15 protein-coding genes, 16 tRNA genes and 4 pseudogenes are annotated in these 18,184 nt (G+C 42.8%); 30 read left to right on the top strand and 5 right to left on the bottom strand.

Going from position 1 to position 18,184, the window contains the following annotated elements; genetic code table 11:
- Position 1: 1 nt before the first annotated feature.
- The 16 genes from O3650_RS05655 to O3650_RS05580 all read left to right on the top strand — a co-directional run bounded on the left by O3650_RS05655 (position 2) and on the right by O3650_RS05580 (position 1,428).
- A tRNA-Asp gene (locus O3650_RS05655) sits at positions 2 to 74 on the top strand.
- 23 nt (positions 75 to 97) lie between these two features.
- Positions 98 to 170 (top strand) — tRNA-Lys (locus O3650_RS05650).
- A gap of 5 nt (positions 171 to 175) precedes the next feature.
- Positions 176 to 257: transfer RNA gene (locus O3650_RS05645), tRNA-Leu, on the top strand.
- An 18-nt stretch (positions 258 to 275) separates the two neighbouring features.
- Positions 276 to 348, top strand: a tRNA-Thr gene (locus tag O3650_RS05640).
- A 22-nt stretch (positions 349 to 370) separates the two neighbouring features.
- Positions 371 to 442 (top strand) — tRNA-Gly (locus O3650_RS05635).
- A 7-nt stretch (positions 443 to 449) separates the two neighbouring features.
- Positions 450 to 535: transfer RNA gene (locus tag O3650_RS05630), tRNA-Leu, on the top strand.
- A 9-nt stretch (positions 536 to 544) separates the two neighbouring features.
- Positions 545 to 618, top strand: a tRNA-Arg gene (locus tag O3650_RS05625).
- Between the two features lie 15 nt (positions 619 to 633).
- Positions 634 to 707: transfer RNA gene (locus O3650_RS05620), tRNA-Pro, on the top strand.
- Positions 708 to 712: 5 nt separating this feature from the next.
- A tRNA-Met gene (locus O3650_RS05615) sits at positions 713 to 786 on the top strand.
- A gap of 13 nt (positions 787 to 799) precedes the next feature.
- Positions 800 to 873 (top strand) — tRNA-Ile (locus O3650_RS05610).
- 12 nt (positions 874 to 885) lie between these two features.
- Positions 886 to 975 (top strand) — tRNA-Ser (locus O3650_RS05605).
- A gap of 10 nt (positions 976 to 985) precedes the next feature.
- Positions 986 to 1,059, top strand: a tRNA-Met gene (locus O3650_RS05600).
- Positions 1,060 to 1,062: 3 nt separating this feature from the next.
- Positions 1,063 to 1,135, top strand: a tRNA-Phe gene (locus tag O3650_RS05595).
- A 20-nt stretch (positions 1,136 to 1,155) separates the two neighbouring features.
- Positions 1,156 to 1,226 (top strand) — tRNA-Gly (locus O3650_RS05590).
- Positions 1,227 to 1,260: 34 nt separating this feature from the next.
- Positions 1,261 to 1,334: transfer RNA gene (locus tag O3650_RS05585), tRNA-Ile, on the top strand.
- 6 nt (positions 1,335 to 1,340) lie between these two features.
- Positions 1,341 to 1,428: transfer RNA gene (locus tag O3650_RS05580), tRNA-Ser, on the top strand.
- A 188-nt stretch (positions 1,429 to 1,616) separates the two neighbouring features.
- On the opposite strand, the gene birA is transcribed toward O3650_RS05580, so the two are convergent.
- On the bottom strand, positions 1,617 to 2,552 hold the full coding sequence (birA, locus tag O3650_RS05575) for a bifunctional biotin--[acetyl-CoA-carboxylase] ligase/biotin operon repressor BirA (RefSeq protein ID WP_153193023.1): 936 nt from the start codon (positions 2,550 to 2,552) through the stop codon (positions 1,617 to 1,619).
- A gap of 283 nt (positions 2,553 to 2,835) precedes the next feature.
- On the opposite strand from birA, the gene O3650_RS05570 reads away from it, so the two are divergent.
- From O3650_RS05570 to pnuC, 10 genes and pseudogenes are all read left to right on the top strand, one after another.
- On the top strand, positions 2,836 to 4,029 hold the full coding sequence (locus O3650_RS05570) for an O-antigen ligase (protein WP_203176713.1): 1,194 nt from the start codon (positions 2,836 to 2,838) through the stop codon (positions 4,027 to 4,029).
- Between the two features lie 144 nt (positions 4,030 to 4,173).
- Positions 4,174 to 4,617, top strand: coding sequence for a MarR family winged helix-turn-helix transcriptional regulator (locus O3650_RS05565; RefSeq protein ID WP_153193025.1), 444 nt, complete (start codon positions 4,174 to 4,176; stop codon positions 4,615 to 4,617).
- A gap of 31 nt (positions 4,618 to 4,648) precedes the next feature.
- A pseudogene (locus tag O3650_RS05560) lies at positions 4,649 to 4,843 on the top strand (polyketide cyclase); the annotation flags it as partial.
- A 12-nt stretch (positions 4,844 to 4,855) separates the two neighbouring features.
- Positions 4,856 to 5,584 carry an ABC transporter ATP-binding protein gene (locus O3650_RS05555; RefSeq protein ID WP_203176717.1) on the top strand — a complete coding sequence of 243 codons (729 nt, stop codon included), beginning with the start codon at positions 4,856 to 4,858 and terminating at the stop codon, positions 5,582 to 5,584.
- Positions 5,577 to 7,097, top strand: a complete 1,521-nt coding sequence (locus tag O3650_RS05550; protein WP_203176719.1) for an ABC transporter permease/substrate-binding protein — start codon at positions 5,577 to 5,579, stop codon at positions 7,095 to 7,097. Before O3650_RS05555 ends, O3650_RS05550 begins: the two co-directional genes overlap by 8 nt.
- A 339-nt stretch (positions 7,098 to 7,436) precedes the next feature.
- On the top strand, positions 7,437 to 8,039 hold the full coding sequence (locus O3650_RS05545) for an ECF transporter S component (RefSeq protein ID WP_101786471.1): 603 nt from the start codon (positions 7,437 to 7,439) through the stop codon (positions 8,037 to 8,039).
- Complete coding sequence (locus O3650_RS05540) at positions 8,039 to 8,830, top strand: energy-coupling factor transporter transmembrane component T (RefSeq protein WP_180948053.1); 792 nt, start codon at positions 8,039 to 8,041, stop codon at positions 8,828 to 8,830. Before O3650_RS05545 ends, O3650_RS05540 begins: the two co-directional genes overlap by 1 nt.
- On the top strand, positions 8,806 to 9,642 hold the full coding sequence (locus tag O3650_RS05535) for an ABC transporter ATP-binding protein (protein ID WP_020901625.1): 837 nt from the start codon (positions 8,806 to 8,808) through the stop codon (positions 9,640 to 9,642). The genes O3650_RS05540 and O3650_RS05535 overlap by 25 nt, the downstream gene beginning before the upstream one ends.
- Entirely contained in the window at positions 9,629 to 10,429 is an 801-nt protein-coding gene (locus tag O3650_RS05530; RefSeq protein WP_101786469.1) for an energy-coupling factor ABC transporter ATP-binding protein, read from the top strand. Before O3650_RS05535 ends, O3650_RS05530 begins: the two co-directional genes overlap by 14 nt.
- Positions 10,430 to 10,749: 320 nt before the next feature.
- Positions 10,750 to 10,953: pseudogene (pnuC, locus tag O3650_RS05525) on the top strand (nicotinamide riboside transporter PnuC); the annotation flags it as partial.
- A 166-nt stretch (positions 10,954 to 11,119) separates the two neighbouring features.
- Here the strand turns inward: pnuC and O3650_RS05520 are convergent.
- Positions 11,120 to 11,656, bottom strand: a complete 537-nt coding sequence (locus O3650_RS05520) for a TetR/AcrR family transcriptional regulator (RefSeq protein WP_031237576.1) — start codon at positions 11,654 to 11,656, stop codon at positions 11,120 to 11,122.
- Between the two features lie 132 nt (positions 11,657 to 11,788).
- Here O3650_RS05520 and O3650_RS05515 point away from each other — a divergent pair, with 132 nt between their 5' ends.
- Positions 11,789 to 12,679 (top strand): cation diffusion facilitator family transporter, encoded by an 891-nt coding sequence (locus O3650_RS05515; RefSeq protein ID WP_020901629.1) that lies wholly within the window; start codon positions 11,789 to 11,791, stop codon positions 12,677 to 12,679.
- Positions 12,680 to 12,819: 140 nt separating this feature from the next.
- On the opposite strand, the gene galR is transcribed toward O3650_RS05515, so the two are convergent.
- On the bottom strand, positions 12,820 to 13,824 hold the full coding sequence (gene galR / locus O3650_RS05510; RefSeq protein ID WP_101786467.1) for a DNA-binding transcriptional regulator GalR: 1,005 nt from the start codon (positions 13,822 to 13,824) through the stop codon (positions 12,820 to 12,822).
- A 164-nt stretch (positions 13,825 to 13,988) separates the two neighbouring features.
- Here galR and O3650_RS05505 point away from each other — a divergent pair, with 164 nt between their 5' ends.
- From O3650_RS05505 to O3650_RS05495, 3 genes are all read left to right on the top strand, one after another.
- Complete coding sequence (locus tag O3650_RS05505) at positions 13,989 to 15,167, top strand: galactokinase (RefSeq protein ID WP_261083354.1); 1,179 nt, start codon at positions 13,989 to 13,991, stop codon at positions 15,165 to 15,167.
- Between the two features lie 18 nt (positions 15,168 to 15,185).
- A complete protein-coding gene (locus tag O3650_RS05500; RefSeq protein ID WP_371491774.1) occupies positions 15,186 to 16,667 on the top strand; it encodes a UDP-glucose--hexose-1-phosphate uridylyltransferase in 1,482 nt (493 codons plus the stop codon).
- A gap of 69 nt (positions 16,668 to 16,736) precedes the next feature.
- Positions 16,737 to 17,141, top strand: a complete 405-nt coding sequence (locus O3650_RS05495) for a PaaI family thioesterase (RefSeq protein WP_371491772.1) — start codon at positions 16,737 to 16,739, stop codon at positions 17,139 to 17,141.
- Positions 17,142 to 17,169: 28 nt separating this feature from the next.
- Here the strand turns inward: O3650_RS05495 and O3650_RS05490 are convergent.
- Both O3650_RS05490 and O3650_RS05485 read right to left on the bottom strand, forming a co-directional pair.
- Positions 17,170 to 18,114: pseudogene (locus O3650_RS05490) on the bottom strand (solute carrier family 23 protein); the annotation flags it as partial.
- Positions 18,110 to 18,184 (bottom strand): annotated as a pseudogene (locus tag O3650_RS05485) (VOC family protein); the annotation flags it as partial. The pseudogenes O3650_RS05490 and O3650_RS05485, both read right to left, overlap by 5 nt.

Here is an 18,184-nt window from a genome sequence, read left to right as displayed (position 1 = left end):
AGGTCCCGTAGTGTAGCGGTTATCACGTCGCCCTGTCACGGCGAAGATCGCGGGTTCGATTCCCGTCGGGACCGTTAGAATAACGTAAGTTATTTTAGACTCGTTAGCTCAGTTGGTAGAGCAATTGACTTTTAATCAATGGGTCACTGGTTCGAGCCCAGTACGGGTCATATCTGCGGGTTTGGCGGAATTGGCAGACGCACCAGATTTAGGATCTGGCGCTTAACGGCGTGGGGGTTCAAGTCCCTTAACCCGCATTAAGATATAATAAATGAGCCGGCTTAGCTCAGTTGGTAGAGCATCTGATTTGTAATCAGAGGGTCGCGTGTTCAAGTCATGTAGCCGGCATTTTTAGATAGAAGAAAACAGTGCGAACGTAGTTCAGTGGTAGAACACCACCTTGCCAAGGTGGGGGTCGCGGGTTCGAATCCCGTCGTTCGCTTAGAGAGGCCGGGGTGGCGGAACTGGCAGACGCACAGGACTTAAAATCCTGCGATTGGTAACGATCGTACCGGTTCGATTCCGGTCCTCGGCATAATATAGAGCACCCTTAGCTCAACTGGATAGAGTACCTGACTACGAATCAGGCGGTTAGAGGTTCGACTCCTCTAGGGTGCATTTTTCTATTTAACTCGGGAAGTAGCTCAGCTTGGTAGAGTACTTGGTTTGGGACCAAGGTGTCGCAGGTTCGAATCCTGTCTTCCCGATATATGGCGGTGTAGCTCAGCTGGCTAGAGCGTCCGGTTCATACCCGGGAGGTCGGGGGTTCGATCCCCTTCGCCGCTATAATGATCTTGTTGGACCTTTAGCTCAGCTGGTTAGAGCTCTCGGCTCATAACCGAGTGGTCGTAGGTTCAAGTCCTACAAGGTCCATTTGAATATTATGGAGGATTACCCAAGTCCGGCTGAAGGGAACGGTCTTGAAAACCGTCAGGCGTGTAAAAGCGTGCGTGGGTTCGAATCCCACATCCTCCTTTTGTATTAACGCGGGATGGAGCAGCTCGGTAGCTCGTCGGGCTCATAACCCGAAGGTCGTAGGTTCAAATCCTGCTCCCGCAATAAGGCTCGGTAGCTCAGTTGGTAGAGCAATGGATTGAAGCTCCATGTGTCGGCGGTTCGATTCCGTCTCGCGCCATTTTTACTTATAGTATGTATGCGGGTGTAGTTTAGTGGTAAAACTACAGCCTTCCAAGCTGTTGTCGCGAGTTCGATTCTCGTCACCCGCTTTGAACTTTGTTCAAATTACCAAGTTTTTAACTTGGGCGCGTAGCTCAGGTGGTTAGAGCGCACGCCTGATAAGCGTGAGGTCGGTGGTTCGAGTCCACTCGTGCCCATTAATTGGAGAATTACTCAAGAGGCTGAAGAGGACGGTTTGCTAAATCGTTAGGTCGGGTAACTGGCGCAAGGGTTCGAATCCCTTATTCTCCGTTTTAATGAGGGTTTATAACTCTCTTTTTTTTGTATTTTTAAGAATAGTAGAATAAAAACTTCAGATTTGTAAAACTTAATTGGATTACTTATCTGAAGTTTTTTTGCGCTCTTTGTCAACTGTAGTGGGCTGCAGAAAAGCTAAAATCTTTATATATTGTCGTTTTTATGGTTGTGCTTATTTATTACTACTTCCAACTCTTGAGTGAAATTTCTCCGCTATTGAGCCAGATTTCTTTTCCGTTATCACATTGTACTAAAAGTTTTCCATTTTCAGAGATATCTTTAGCAAGTCCCTTGTAGTCTTTTTTGTCCAGTGTGAAAGCAACTTCTTTTCCAAGCACGAATGACTGTTTTTTATATAGGTATAATAACTCATCTGCTGGTGTTTCGAAGAAAGCACGCCAGATTTCTATGATTAATTCATTCCTTGTTATTGGAGCTGTAGTTTTAAATAAGCTAGCAGCTTTTTCTTTTAATTCTTGTGGGAAATCATTAATAGTAAAGTTGATTCCTACTCCAATAATGATATCTGTGACTAAGCCTGTTTCTACAGAGGTCATTGCTTCAGTGAGAATTCCTCCAATTTTATGATTGTTTAGGTAGATATCATTGACCCATTTTATGTCGACATCTATTAAAGTTAGGTTCTTAATGGCTTTGTAGACAGCTCCGGCTACAAGTAGTGTGTAGGAGGGTAATTTGTCGTAGGGGAGATTTGGTTTAAGATGGAGCGTCATATAAATGCCACCTTGTGGTGAGTAGAAAGAACGTTGAAATCGACCTCGACCTGCTGTTTGATAGGAAGCTATATAGAGGGTGTTTGCTTCATTCCCTAAATCAATTGCTTCTTTTGCATCGAGTTGTGTTGATCTTGTTTCGGGTTTAAAGCTGACTTTAATTGGAAGATTTTCTTCTAGAATCTCTGGAAGAATAAGGTCTCCATTCACCAGTTTATAGCCTTTGTTTTTGATACTATCAATTTCAATGCCTTCTTGTTCTAGCCGCTTGATGGCTTTCCAAATTGATGTTCGGCTGAGGGATAGTTCTTCTGCGATTTTTTCTCCGCTGATATAATCGGTTTCTTTTGCTAGAATTTGGTAGACAGCTTGGTAGGATTTCATAGTGTTTCCTTTCTTTAGGAATTGTAAATGATTTAAATATAGTTTGGATAGTTCCTTCTAATCTTTATTTTATTACTACTATTTTAACATATGCCTAGTATTTTCGGCACGATTTTTTGGAGTGAATCTAGTCATTAAGCTTGAGTTGTGAAATCTCAGTATTTTTGCTCACTTTTTTACCTAGGGAAACGTTTCCTTTGTTTTCAAATTGCTAAAAAAGTGGTACAATAAAGGGTAGCTTACTATTATCTGAATCAATTGATTTGGAGAGAAAGGATTCATTTTGAAATCAATAGGCTTTATTGAAAAGCTGAAAGGGTTGTCTAGTAAAGAGCTGATTTTATTGGGGATTATCCTGAGTATCTTTTTACCCTTTTATCTTTTTGTAGTTGTATTCTGTTTATATATTATCAGTTTAATTTTCACAGGAGACATGAAAAGTATTCTTCAGAAAATGGGGGAGCATCCGATGCTGCTTCTTTTTCTTGGCTATAGTACTGTTATATCCGTTTTTGCACAAAATTGGATGGGTCTTGTGGCTTCGGTAGGAATTTTTCTATTTACTGTTTTCTTTTTGCATTATCAGTCGATTTTATCACATAAATTCTTTCGATTGATTTTGCAGCTCGTCTTGTTTGGTAGCGTCTTGTCAGCTGCTTTTGCGAGTTTAGAACATTTCCAAATTGTGAAGAAATTCAACTATGCTTTTCTTTCACCCAATATGCAGGTGTGGCATCAGAATCGTGCAGAAGTGACCTTCTTTAATCCTAATTATTATGGAATTATTTGTTGTTTCTGTATCATGATTGCCTTCTATCTGTTTACAACGACCAAGTTGAATTGGTTGAAAGTATTCTGTGTGATTGCAGGCTTTGTGAATCTCTTTGGATTGAACTTTACTCAAAATCGAACTGCCTTTCCTGCTATTATCGCTGGAGCAATCATCTATCTCTTTACGACCATTAAAAACTGGAAGGCCTTTTGGCTTAGTATTGGGGTCTTTGCGATTGGCTTGAGCTTCCTCTTTTCCAGTGATTTGGGAGTTCGGATGGGGACTTTAGATTCTTCTATGGAAGAACGCATTTCTATCTGGGATGCTGGGATGGCCTTGTTTAAGCAAAATCCTTTTTGGGGTGAGGGGCCATTGACCTATATGCACTCTTATCCTAGAATAAATGCTCCTTATCATGAACATGCTCACAGTCTATATATCGATACGATTCTGAGTTACGGAATTGTGGGGACTATTTTATTAGTTTTGTCTTCTCTTGCTCCTGTTCGCTTGATGATGGATATGAGTCAGGAGTCGGGGAAACGCCCGATTATCGGTCTTTATCTATCTTTTCTTACAGTGGTTGCTGTGCATGGAATCTTTGACTTGGCCCTCTTCTGGATTCAGTCAGGTTTCATTTTCTTGCTAGTTATGTGCAGTATTCCATTGGAGCATCGAACTTTGGTATCAGATATGACGGATTAAGTTTATAAGATTGAAATCTTCTACCTTGAGTAGGAGATTTTTTTACTGGGAAAAATTATTTCCAAATCGAAATAGTTGACAGTTGGAACGATGAGTGTTACAATTGTTTTATTCATTTCGATATGGAAATAAATTGGAGGTGTCATGAAAGATAGTCATTTGGTAGCCCATCATATTCGTTTGTTGAATGGGCGGATTTTTCAAAAGTTACTGAGCCAAGACCCTGAAGCTCTTTATAGGAGTGAGCAGGGAAAGATTTTAGCGGTTTTATGGAATAGTGAAACTGGCTGTGCAACTGCGACAGATATTGCTCTGGAAACTGGGCTTGCTAATAATACACTGACGACGATGATTAAAAAACTAGAGGAACAAAATCTTGTAACGATTAGTCCATGTGGAGAAGATAAGCGTAAGAAGTATTTGGTTTTAACAGAGTTGGGGCTGGCCCAAAAAGAAGTGGGGGATCGAGTCAGTCAGAAATTGGATACGATTTTTTACAAAGGATTTTCAAAGGAAGAAATTCGTCAGTTTGAAGGTTTTCAAGAAAGAATTTTGGCTAATTTGAAAGAGAAGGAAAATGAGGTTTAAGATAGATCAAATTAGCTGTTTATAAGCAAAGGTCACTTTTTACTTTGTTTTCCAACTCTTAGGATAAGGAAACTATGTGGTTAGCTCTGGTCAGACTCAAATTGATGGTGATGCCTGTGCCCAGTGCGATATCTTCCGTCTAGAAAACGGGAAAATTGTGGAGTATTGGGATAATAAGGAAGTTTTGCCTAAGATAGAATCCTTGATCAATAGAGATAAGTTTTAAAAGAGGAAGAACATGATTGAATACAAAAATGTAGCACTACGATATACAGAAAAAGATGTCTTGAGAGATGTCAATTTAAAGATTGAGAATGGGGAGTTCATGGTTTTAGTTGGGCCTTCTGGGTCAGGTAAGACGACCATGATTAAGATGATTAACCGTCTCTTGGAACCAACTGATGGAAATATTTATATGGATGGAAAGCGCATCAAAGACTATGATGAGCGTGAACTCCGGCTTTCTACTGGATATGTTTTACAGGCTATTGCTCTCTTTCCCAATCTAACAGTTGAGGAAAATATTGCTCTGATCCCTGAAATGAAGGGTTGGACTAAGGAAGAAATTGCTCAAAAAACAGAAGAGCTTTTGGCAAAAGTTGGATTACCAGTAGCTGAGTATGGGCATAGACTTCCGAGTGAATTATCTGGTGGAGAACAGCAACGAGTTGGTATTGTTCGAGCTATGATTGGTCAACCCAAGATTTTGCTCATGGATGAACCCTTTTCAGCCTTGGATGCTATTTCGAGAAAACAGTTGCAGGTTCTTACTAAAGAATTGCATAAAGAGTTTGGGATGACAACTATTTTTGTAACCCATGATACGGATGAGGCCTTGAAGTTGGCGGATCGTATTGCTGTCTTGCAGGATGGAGAGATTCGTCAGGTGGCGAATTCCGAGACTATTTTAAAAGCTCCTGCCACAGAATTTGTAGCAGACTTGTTTGGAGGTAGTGTTCATGACTAATTTAATTGCAACTTTTCAGGATCGTTTTAGTGATTGGTTGACAGCTCTATCTCAACATTTGCAGTTGTCGCTTTTGACCCTGTTACTAGCTATTTTTATTGCAGTCCCCTTAGCGGTATTTCTTCGTTATCATGAAAAGATGGCGGACTGGGTTTTGCAGATTGCAGGGATTTTCCAGACTATCCCGTCTCTTGCCTTGTTGGGACTCTTTATCCCCTTGATGGGAATTGGAACCTTGCCGGCCTTGACAGCATTAGTGATTTATGCGATTTTTCCGATTTTGCAAAATACCATCACTGGGCTGAAGGGAATTGACCCGAGTTTGCAAGAGGCTGGGATTGCCTTTGGGATGACTAGGTGGGAGCGTCTCAAGAAGTTTGAAATTCCACTTGCTATGCCTGTTATGATGTCTGGGATTCGGACGGCAGCGGTCTTAATTATCGGTACGGCAACTTTGGCGGCCTTGATTGGGGCGGGAGGACTGGGGTCCTTTATCCTTTTGGGAATTGACCGTAATAATGCCAGTCTGATTTTGATTGGGGCCCTTTCTTCTGCAGTGCTTGCCATTGCCTTTAACTTCCTGCTAAAAGTGATGGAAAAAGCAAAATTGCGGACGATTTTTTCTGGCTTTGCCTTGGTGACTATATTGCTCGGTCTGTCTTATAGCCCAGCTCTATTGGCTCAAAAAGAGAAAGAAAACTTGGTTATTGCTGGGAAATTGGGACCGGAACCAGAAATTTTGGCCAATATGTATAAACTCCTTATTGAAGAAAATACCAGCATGACTGCGACTGTTAAACCAAATTTTGGGAAAACAAGTTTCCTTTATGAAGCTCTGAAAAAAGGTGATATTGACATCTATCCTGAATTTACTGGTACGGTTACTGAAAGTTTGCTTCAACCATCACCCAAGGTGGGTCATGAGCCAGAGCAGGTTTATCAGGTGGCGCGTGATGGCATTGCCAAGCAGGATCATCTAGCCTATCTCAAACCCATGTCTTATCAAAATACCTATGCTGTAGCTGTTCCGAAAAAGATTGCTCAAGAATATGGTTTGAAGACCATTTCGGACTTGAAAAAAGTGGAAGGGCAGTTGAAGGCAGGTTTTACGCTTGAGTTTAACGACCGTGAGGATGGAAATAAGGGCTTGCAATCAATGTATGGTCTCAATCTAAATGTAGCGACTATGGAGCCAGCTCTTCGTTATCAGGCTATTCAGTCAGGTGATATTCAAATCACGGACGCCTATTCGACTGATGCGGAATTGGAGCGTTATGATTTACAGGTCTTGGAAGATGACAAACAACTCTTCCCGCCTTATCAAGGGGCACCACTGATGAAAGAAGCTCTTCTCAAGAAACATCCAGAGTTGGAAAGAGTTCTTAATAAATTGGCTGGTAAGATTACAGAAAGTCAGATGAGCCAACTTAACTATCAAGTGGGTGTCGAAGGCAAGTCAGCAGAACAAGTAGCCAAGGAATTTCTACAAGAACAAGGTTTGTTGAATAAATAACTTAAAAATGCTGAACCCAACTTCCTTAAACGACTAACTAGAAGAATGCTCAGACAATTTCGTCTGGGCTTTTTTGGTGTCAGAATTAATGATTTTCATTTTTAAATGGAAAATAAGAGGAAATTTTCAGGATTTTCTAAAATTTTACTGTAAATACACTTGACTATTCACAAAATTGGTGTATAATGTGTTGTGAACTACTTAACAAATAAGGATTTTCCAGCTCATGTCGACTAAGGATGGAAATCTTGTGTATAGACAGTTCAGTAGATATATAATAGAGCGTTGCGTCCGAAAGTCTATCCAGACACGGCTCTTTAAAAACAAAAGGAGAAGATTATGAAAACAGAACCGATTCATCGTACCAGTATGTGGAAATTTAAGTTAAGTGCTGCCACCATGACTTTGATTCCCGCTGCCGTGGGGATTAACTATGTTGCCAAAGCCTTGGCGGAGGGGTTAAAGTTGCCCGTTTGGCTGGGGTCTTTGGGAACCTTTCTTACCAGCATGTTGGCTGGGCCGGTTGCCGGTGCCATTAGTGGTTTCATCAACAACGTGATCTATGGGCTGACCTTATCGCCAATTTCAACCGTGTATGCGATTACCAGTATCGGAATTGGGATTGCTGTCGGAGTTTTGCACGCCAATGGGTGGTTCTCGTCAGCGCGACGAGTATTTGTTTCTTCTATTATTGTTGCCATCGTTTCAGCTGTCATTTCAACGCCTCTCAATGTCATCTTTTGGGGTGGTCAGACCGGTATCGCTTGGGGTGACTCATTGTTTGCGGTAATGGTTGCCAATCATGTACCAGTGTGGCTGGCCTCATTTACCGATGAGTTTGTCTTGGATATTTTGGATAAAGTCTGCGTGGCCTACCTGGCATTCTTCATCTATCGTCAGCTGCCGAAGCGGATGGAGCACTTCTTTAGAGATGATAAATGATGACTGATAAAACATTGATTTCTGGAGCGCCACGGGTCAAGCTCAAGTGGTACCAGGTGATCGATCCGATTACTAAGCTCTTGTTCATCTTGGACATGACGTTGTTGAGCTTTGCCAGTATGAATTTATTGCTTCAGGCCGGATTAATTCTTGTCGCAACACTGCTATTGTTATTTTCCAAATTGAGTTCTACCACCTTTAAGGCGCTGGGATTCAGCCTGTTTCTGATTTGCACCATGCTGATCATCCAAGGGTTATTTTACAGTCAGAATCAAACTGTGCTGTTTTCTGTGCTTGGGGTGTCGTTCTACAAAGAAGGCCTGATTTACGCCACCACTCTGGGTTGTCGAGTATTGGTGATTATTTTGACCAGTGGCTTTTTTATGGTGACCACGAGTATTTCAGAAAACGCGGCCTATTTGGAACTGTCCGGATTGTCTTATAAAACCGTCTACGTTCTGATGTCGGTGTGTTATATTTTGCCGGAAATGATGCGCAATATGCGGAAAATCCAGCAGGCACAAAAAGTTCGCGGAACCAATCCGCAAAAAACGTTGATTCAGAAATTAAAGTCAGTCCTGCCGGTTCTGATTCCATTGGTGATTAAGACCTTGGATCAATCGATGACGCGGTCGATTTCTCTCCAACTGAGAGGTTTTGATAATCTCAACCGGACTGTCAGAACCTCCCAGCGCGTGTATCGCCTGTCGCGGACGCTGCACATTGGTCTGACTGGATTGGCAATTTTATTGATTGGGTGGAAGATATGGACGAAGATAAACGGATTGTAATTGAAAATTTGACCACCCGTTATCCGGGTACTGAGCAACCACAACTGCGTCAGATTAACGCGGAGGTTCATACCGGCCAGGTGGTTGGGATTATCGGGAATAGCCACTCCGGCAAATCGACTTTGTGCCGTGTACTGGCAGGGGTCATTCCCAAAATTGTGTCTGCTGAGATTGAGGGCGACTGGCACATGTTTGGCCAGCGAGTGTCCGACAATTGGCCCGTTTATAATGCCATGAATGGAGTTGTACTGCAAAATCCAGCTGGCCAACTAAGCGGGTTGGCAGACACGGTTGCCGATGAAATCGCCTTTGACTTGATTAATCAGGGAATGGCTGAAGGACTGATTCAAAAACGGGTTGAAGAAGTTGCCACGCAAATGGGGTTGATTGAACAGCTGAATTTGCGTCCCGAGAGCCTTTCCGGTGGTCAGATCCAGCGGTTGGCAATTGCCACGGCGATTGTGGCTAATCCGGCTGTTTTGATTATGGATGATCCGACCAGTGAGATGGATCCCCTTGGCCGCCGGCAATTTTTCCAATGGCTGGCCCAAGTCAAAGAGACGACTGTCTTCATTGTCACCAGTGAAATTGACGATTTGTGCGAAGTCGCCGACGTTGTGTGGGTGCTGCACGAGGGTCAAATGGTAGCCCAGGGCAGGCCGGGTGAGGTGTTTAATCATTTGGTAGCTGACTGGCAGATTCCAGCCCCGACAATCCAGCAACTTGCTCAAAAAATGGATTGGCACTTGGCTGATGGCCGGTATCCGGTGAATTACGCTGATCTGAAGGAGGTTCGTTATGTCCACAATTGAACTGAGCCACTTGACGTTCACTTATCCGGAACGGTCCTTTAGCTTGGATGTTGAAGACAAACACTTCACCGATCCGATGGTGGCGATTGTCGGTCAAAATGGTGCCGGCAAATCAACGCTCTTCAAATTGTTGACGGGCTTACTGACACCACAAACCGGTGTGATTAAGATCGATGGAGAAAATTTTAATGATCTTAAACCAGTCGAAAAGTTACTGAAGGTTGGGATTACTTTTCAGAATCCTGACGATCAGCTTTTCAATCCGACCGTTCAACGAGAGGTGGAGTGGAGTGTTGCGCAGGTCATGGATGACCACGACACGATTACGAGGCGGGCTTTAGAGGCTCTAAAAAGAGTTGGCTTGGATGATAAAACAGCTGAAAGTCCATATGACCTGTCATTGTCGGAACGCAAGCTGTTGAGCGTTGCCACAGTTTTGGCAGTGGATCCGGCGATTTATTTATTTGATGAGCCGATGATGTCGCTTGATTGGGAAAGCCGGCGCAAGTTGACCGCAATTTTCCATCAGTTGGCTGATTCGGGCCACCAAGTTGTGACCATCACCCATGACATGGATTGGGTCGCCGCCGAGTTTGAGTCGGTATATGTTATGGAACACGGGAAGTTTAGCTTCGCCGGCAATCCACGGGAATTGTTCAGCGATCGCGAACTTGTCCAGCGAGTGGGATTACTACCACCACGGATTATGGACATAGCGGAGTCGCTGGGTGATTCACAGACATATTTATCGGTTAATGATTATTGCCAGAAAAATCGAGATGTATAGAAAAAGTCACCTCTGCGGGTTTTCCAGGTTGAAGGATTAACTTCAGCTTCTGGCAAGAACTCACATGGGTGACTTTTGTGTTTAATAACGTTTCATGATCATCGGGTGCTTCCTCAGATCACTCGGTTTGATTTTACTTTGTTTCATGGTCATAATCATATACCATTTCTTTTGGATTTTTTGTTTGACTAATACAAAATAGGTTTTCATAGGTCTTCGCATTTTTAGCGCCCATTAGGATCATCAGTATAATTTTCTGAATTAGGAGACTGTCCCATCACTATTCGAACTTCGTCTCCCAACTTACGCTGTTCTCATTCAATGGTGTAGGCCAAATCCTCATGACAGCTGTTTACCGTGAACAATGGATATTCTGGGCAGCAACTAATGTCTTTTCAATCTATCTCTGGTGGGGAGAAAGCCTGCAAATCCAAGGGAAATACTTGATTTATCTCATTAACAGTATAGTTGGTTGGTATCAATGGAGCAAGGCTGCTAAGCAGAATACGGATTTACCTAACTAAGAATAGATGTTTGAAAGTACTGTTTTAAGTTTTGGGATAAAACAGACAGAGTTGATAATCAAGGATTTTATATTATGAAAAAGAGGATCGGCGGGTCCTCTTTTGTTGTTGAAAAGATAAAAAACTCAGTAACCAAGAAATAAGGCAACTGAGCTCTATTTGCTATTCAATTTTTAGGAATGAGAAGGTCTAGATAAAATTGGACAACTTCCTGGTCTGTAAAGTCTTGTCCTTTTTTGAGCCACCAGGTCAATGTCTCGACAAAGTTGGACACGACTAAGTGTTGGAGGTAAGAAGTAGGTAGATTAGGGTGAGCTTCTTTTAAATCATTAGCCATCAGGGAATAGACATGGTGTTCTAGCTCTTTATGGAGTTGACGGAGGAAGTAGTCATTTTTGGAAAATAGCAGACTGGTGATATGGTCTTGATTTTTCTGAAAATGCAGAAAGAGGTGGGCGAGATAATCCTCGGTTGAAATGGACTCCTCTCTTTCAAAGAGGTGATGGAAGAGGTAGCGGCAAAGCTCGTCCAGAAGTAGTTCCTTGCTCTCATAGTGACAGTAAAAGGTGGATCGTCCCACATCTGCGAGATCAATGATATCCTGAACTGTAGTGGATTCGTAGCCCTTCTCGTTCAAAAGTTGTAGAAAAGCTTGATAGATGGCTTTTTTTGTTTTGCTGATACGGCGGTCAATATTAGTCATATGGACATTTGAGGCAAATTGTTCAGAACTGAATAAAGCTGACATTTTGCTTCTATCCTTTCTTTGAGTTTTAGTAGATAATAATAATGAACAAGGTGTTCATAAATCTATTATAACAAAGGAATGAGAAAGATGAAGGCAAAATATACTGTTTGGGTAGCTTTTTTCTTAAATTTAAGCTATGCTATTGTTGAGTTTATCGCAGGAGGCATCTTTGGTTCGAGTGCTGTTCTTGCTGATTCTGTCCATGACTTGGGAGATGCTATAGCTATTGGCATATCGGCCTTTTTAGAAACAATCTCAAATAGAGAAGAAGATAGGCAGTACACCTTGGGTTACAAGCGATTTAGTCTTTTAGGGGCACTTGTGACTGCTGTGATTCTTATCACAGGATCCATCCTAGTGATTTTGGAAAATATAACTAAACTTTTTAATCCACAGCCCGTTAATGATGAAGGTATCCTCTGGCTAGGGATCATTGCAGTCAGTATTAATGTGCTAGCTAGTCTAGTAGTTCGCAAGGGAAAGACAAAGAACGAGTCAATTCTCAGCCTGCACTTTTTTGAAGATACTCTTGGTTGGTTGGCTGTCATTCTAATGGCGATTATCCTCCGATTTACAGATTGGTATATTCTTGATCCGCTCTTATCTCTTGTCATTTCCATCTTCATTCTAACAAAAGCCATTCCACGTTTTTGGTCTACACTCAAGATTTTCTTGGACGCTGTGCCGGAAGGAGTAGAGACTGGTGATTTGGAGAAGGATTTGGATGCTCTGACCAATGTCAAAAGTGTCAATCAACTTAGTATTTGGTCCATGGATGGTCTGGAAAATAATGCCATTATCCATCTCTGTTTAGAAGATTGGGAGCAGATGACGGAAACAAAGAATCAAGTGCGTCAGCTCTTAGAAGAAAGAGGTGTGCAGAATATTACAATCGAAGTGGATACCAGCCAAAGCAATCATGCGCAACATAAGCGGAGGGTAACAGCCTTAGAGCAACCCCATGGGCATCAACACTAGAAAAGAGGCTGGGGAAAAGTCTTTAAAAGTGAAAAGCGCATAGTGTCAGGCATTAAAAAAACTTGATACTATGCGTTTTATTGTGGGGACATTTACTTCATTTTATCTTGAAATTTAGTTTTTGCCTAGATTCTAATATCTTAATCATTCCTTGTACTCTCTCTCAATGTCAGTCTGGTTCCCAGCATGGTCAGGCTAGGGATTTTGCGACCGTGGAGTACTTCCTTATTAAGAATATCCATACCTGCCCGGCCCATTTCCTCGGTATAGACCGTGATGCTAGAAAGGGGTGGATAGACCTGCTTGGTCAGACTAGTGTCGTTAAAGGAAATAAGACTGACGCGGTCTGGCAGGCTGATTCCAGCTTCTTGGAGGGCACGGAGGGCACCGATGGCTAAACTATCGCTGGCTGCGAAAAAGGCTGGTGGGAGTTGGTCTCCCAAGCTCTGAATGGCCTCCTTCATCAAGTCATAGCCAGACTGGGCGGTAAAGCTACCTTGAAAGACCAGTTCATCATGATAGATTCCTTTTGTTTGACTGTAGTTCTTAAAGTTTTCCAGACGCTTATCCTCAATGATTTCTTCTTGGTCTGTTGTTTCCTCAAGCCCTGTTAGAATCCCGATACGATCAAGTCCTTGGCTGAGGAAATAATCGACAATCTGTTTCATGGCAGTGTAAAAATCCGTGATAATGCAGGTGTGTCCTAGTGAAAGAGTATCACTGTCTAGAAAGACAAGAGGCTTTTGGTATTCTTCAAAGGTAGAAATCTGAGCTCGGCTAAACTTTCCGATGCAGAGAATCCCAATCACTTCTTCGCTCAGGGTAAAAGGATGGTCATTAAAATAGCGTAAGATATCATAGTCCAGTTCTTGGGCTCTTTTTTCTATTCCTAGGCGAATCTGGTAGTAGTAGAGGTCGTCCAGCTCCCCTTGTTCACTGACCCATTGGATAATAGCAATCTTTTGCTTGGGTTTGTGGGACTCGCCTGTCTTGAGGTGCTTGGTGTAGCCCAACTCTTCAGCGACAGTTAAAATACGGTGTCTGGTTTCTTCTGTAACAGATAGGCTCTGGTCGCGGTTGAGGACGCGGGATACGGTCGCGATAGAGACAGAGGCTAGCTGTGCAATGTCTTTTAAGGTAGCCATAAATCCTCCTTCTTTTAAGTTAGTATATCATATTTTTCTACCTTTTACCGATAGTTTAGTAAAATTTTAGTAAAAAGGATTGACCTTGGGAAATCCCTTGGATACAATAGAAGAAAACGATTACACGTTAAGGTGACTTAACGGACAGTAAAAGGAGAAATCATATGACACAACATCTTACTACTGAAGCCCTTCGTAAAGACTTTCTTGCCGTTTTTGGTCAAGAAGCGGACCAAACTTTCTTTTCACCTGGCCGCATCAATTTAATTGGTGAACACACGGACTACAACGGTGGGCACGTTTTTCCTGCTGCTATTTCCTTGGGAACTTATGGGGCGGCTCGCAAGCGTGACGACCAAGTCTTGCGTTTCTACTCAGCTAACTTTGAGGACAAGGGCATCATCGAGGTGCCTCTCGCTGACCTCAAGTTTGAAAAAGAGCATAACTGGACCAATTATCCAAAAGGTGTCCTTCATTTCTTGCAAGAAGCAGGCCATGTCATTGACAAAGGGTTTGATTTCTATGTCTTTGGGAATATCCCAAATGGTGCTGGCTTGTCTTCATCAGCATCATTGGAACTCTTGACAGGGGTCGTGGCAGAGCATCTCTTTGATTTAAAATTAGAGCGTCTCGATTTGGTTAAAATCGGAAAACAAACAGAAAATAACTTTATCGGAGTCAACTCTGGTATCATGGACCAGTTTGCTATCGGTATGGGTGCAGACCAACGTGCTATTTACCTTGATACCAACACCTTAGAGTATGATTTGGTACCACTTGATTTGAAGGACAATGTCGTTGTTATCATGAACACCAACAAACGTCGTGAATTGGCGGATTCTAAATATAATGAACGCCGTGCTGAGTGTGAAAAAGCAGTGGAAGAATTGCAAGTTGCCTTAGATATTCAGACTTTGGGTGAATTAGATGAGTGGGCCTTTGACCAATACAGCTATCTGATTAAAGATGAAAATCGTTTGAAACGTGCTCGTCATGCTGTGCTTGAAAACCAACGTACTCTTAAAGCACAAGCAGCTCTTCAAGCAGGTGATTTGGAAACATTTGGTCGCTTGATGAATGCGTCACACGTTTCTCTGGAGCATGACTATGAAGTAACTGGTTTGGAATTGGATACTCTTGTTCACACAGCTTGGGCACAAGAAGGTGTTCTCGGTGCTCGTATGACAGGAGCAGGTTTTGGTGGATGTGCCATTGCCTTGGTACAAAAAGATACTGTTGAGGCCTTTAAGGAAGCTGTTGGCAAACACTACGAGGAAGTAGTTGGATACGCTCCAAGCTTCTATATCGCTGAAGTTGCAGGTGGCACTCGCGTCCTTGACTAGTCAAAAGGAGGTTCTATAGTGACCTTAGTAGATAAATTTGTAACACATGTCATTTCTGAAAGTTCATTTGAGGAAATGGATCGAACCTACCTGACTAATCGTGTTTTGGCACGAGTGGGAGACGGTGTTTTGGAAGTTGAGACCAATCTGGATCAATTAATTGATCTCAAGGACCAGCTGGTTGAGGAGGCCGTTCGATTAGAGACGATTGAGGATAGTCAGACTGCGCGTGAAATCCTTGGTGCTGAACTGATGGACTGGGTGACCCCTTGTCCAAGTCAGGTCAATCGTGACTTTTGGGCAACCTATGCCCACTCTCCTGAGCAAGCGATAGCGGATTTTTACCAACTCAGTCAGAAAAATGACTACATCAAACTCAAGGCCATTGCTAAAAATATCGCTTATCGTGTTCCATCTGATTACGGAGAACTTGAAATTACCATCAATCTTTCTAAGCCTGAAAAAGATCCCAAAGAGATTGCGGCAGCCAAGTTGGTGCAAGCTAGCAATTATCCACAGTGTCAGCTTTGTTTAGAGAATGAGGGCTACCATGGTCGAGTCAACCACCCAGCCCGCAGCAATCACCGGATTATTCGTTTTGAAATGGCGGGTCAGGAGTGGGGCTTCCAGTATTCGCCCTATGCTTACTTTAATGAGCACTGTATTTTCTTAGATGGTCAGCATCGTCCCATGGCCATTAGTCGTCAGAGTTTTGAGCGTCTGCTGGCCATCGTAGAGCAGTTTCCAGGCTATTTTGCAGGCTCTAATGCCGATCTGCCGATTGTAGGGGGCTCTATTCTAACTCATGACCACTATCAGGGGGGACGACATGTTTTTCCTATGGAATTGGCTCCCTTGCAAATGACTTTCTCTTTTACTGGTTTTGAGAAGGTCAAGGCTGGGATTGTCAAGTGGCCTATGTCTGTCCTACGTTTGACTTCGGATTCTAAAGAGGATTTGATCAACTTGGCTGACAAGATTTTGCAGGAATGGCGTCAGTATTCAGATCCTAGTGTGCAGATTTTGGCAGAAACAGACGGGATACCGCATCATACCATTACACCGATTGCCCGTAAACGCGATGGCCAGTTTGAGTTGGACTTGGTCTTGCGGGACAATCAGACTTCTGCAGAACATCCTGATGGAATCTATCATCCTCACAAGGATGTTCAACATATCAAGAAGGAAAATATCGGCTTGATTGAGGTCATGGGCTTGGCAATCTTGCCACCACGTCTGAAAGAAGAAGTGGAGCAAGTCGCTAGCTATCTTGTAGGAGAAGCTGTTATAGTTGCCACTTATCATCAGGAATGGGCAGACCAACTTAGAGCCCAATATCCAGACATAACAGATAAAGAAAAAACCCTTGAAATCGTCAAGGACTCTGTTGGTGCTATCTTTGCGCGTGTACTTGAGGATGCAGGAGTCTACAAGCAGACAGAACAAGGACAGGCAGCCTTTATGCGCTTTGTGGAGCAGGTTGGAATTTTGCCAGACTAGGAGCTTTCTCCTTGCACAGTCCTATAAAAAGTAGTATCATAGTGTCGTTTGAAATATCAGGAGGAAACGATGAAAGACTTTCATTTTGACGCTATATCTGCCTTTGAAAATTACGAAATTGAACAAATGAGAGATGGTCACGTTGTGGTAACGACAAAAGTAGTGGACTCGTCGCTCAACTACTATGGCAATGCCCATGGTGGCTATCTCTTTACCCTTTGCGACCAGATTAGTGGTTTGGTAGTCATTTCGCTAGGACTAGATGGAGTGACGCTCCAATCCTCTATTAACTACCTCAAGGCAGGAAAACTCGACGATGTGCTGACCATTAAAGGAGAGTGTGTCCATCAAGGTCGCACAACCTGTGTGGTGGATGTTGATGTCACCAATCAAGAAGGCAGAAATGTTTGCAAGGCAACCTTTACCATGTTTGTCACAGGACAACGGTCAGAAGAAAGACAGGTAAGGATATAACATAAAAAGAGGCTCGCACCTCTTTTTCTTATTTCTTTTTATGATTTAGTACCGCATTGAGGACAATGGCGAGTAGGCTGGCTACAACGATTCCGTTTGAGAAGAACATTTGGAAGGCTGTCGGCATACTAACGAAGAGATTACTGTTGTTGAGTCCGACACCTGCAGCGATGGAGACTGCTGCAATAAGGAAGTTGTGTTCATTGTTAGCAAAGTCAACACGAGCGAGGATTTGCATCCCTTGAATAGATACAAAACCAAACATCACCAGCATAGCACCACCGAGGACAGGGCTCGGAATGATTTGGGCAAGGGCGCCAAACTTAGGAAGGAGTCCAAGGAGAACCAGGAAACCAGCTGCGTAGTAGATTGGAAGGCGAGTCTTGATACCTGACAATTTAACCAAACCAACGTTTTGTGAAAATCCTGTGTAAGGGAAGGTATTAAAGATTCCTCCGAGAAGTACGGCCAAGCCTTCTGCGCGGTAACCGTTGCGAAGACGCGTGCTGTCGATTGGATCTTTTGTGATATCAGACAAGGCTAAGTAAACACCAGTTGACTCAACCATAGACACCGTTGCGATGATACACATCATGACAATAGATGAGATTTCAAAGGTTGGCATCCCAAAGTAGAGTGGAGTTGGGACATGGACAAGCGGTGCTGCTGCAACAGGAGAGAAGTCAACCAAGCCCATGCTAGCAGCAATGGCAGTTCCAACAACCAGACCAATCAAAATAGAGATAGATTTGATAAATCCTTTGGTAAAGATGTTAATCAAGAGGATAATCAGAACAGTAATAGCGGCAAGCAAGAGACTTTGACCAGTTGGCTCTGGAACGTTATTTCCCATATTTCCAATAGCGACAGGAATCAAGGTTAAACCAATTGTTGTAATAACAGATCCTGTTACGATAGATGGGAAGAGATTGGCCACTTTTGAGAAGATGCCTGAAACAAGAACTACGTAAATCACAGTAGAAGGAACGGGACTGTTCCATATTCGATACAAGAAACTCGGGAATAACTGCATTGTAGTCCAT

This window comes from Streptococcus sp. 20925_1_24 (assembly GCF_041432335.1).
GTDB lineage: Bacteria > Bacillota > Bacilli > Lactobacillales > Streptococcaceae > Streptococcus > Streptococcus mitis_BM.
This window is presented reverse-complemented; position numbering and strand designations above follow the sequence as displayed.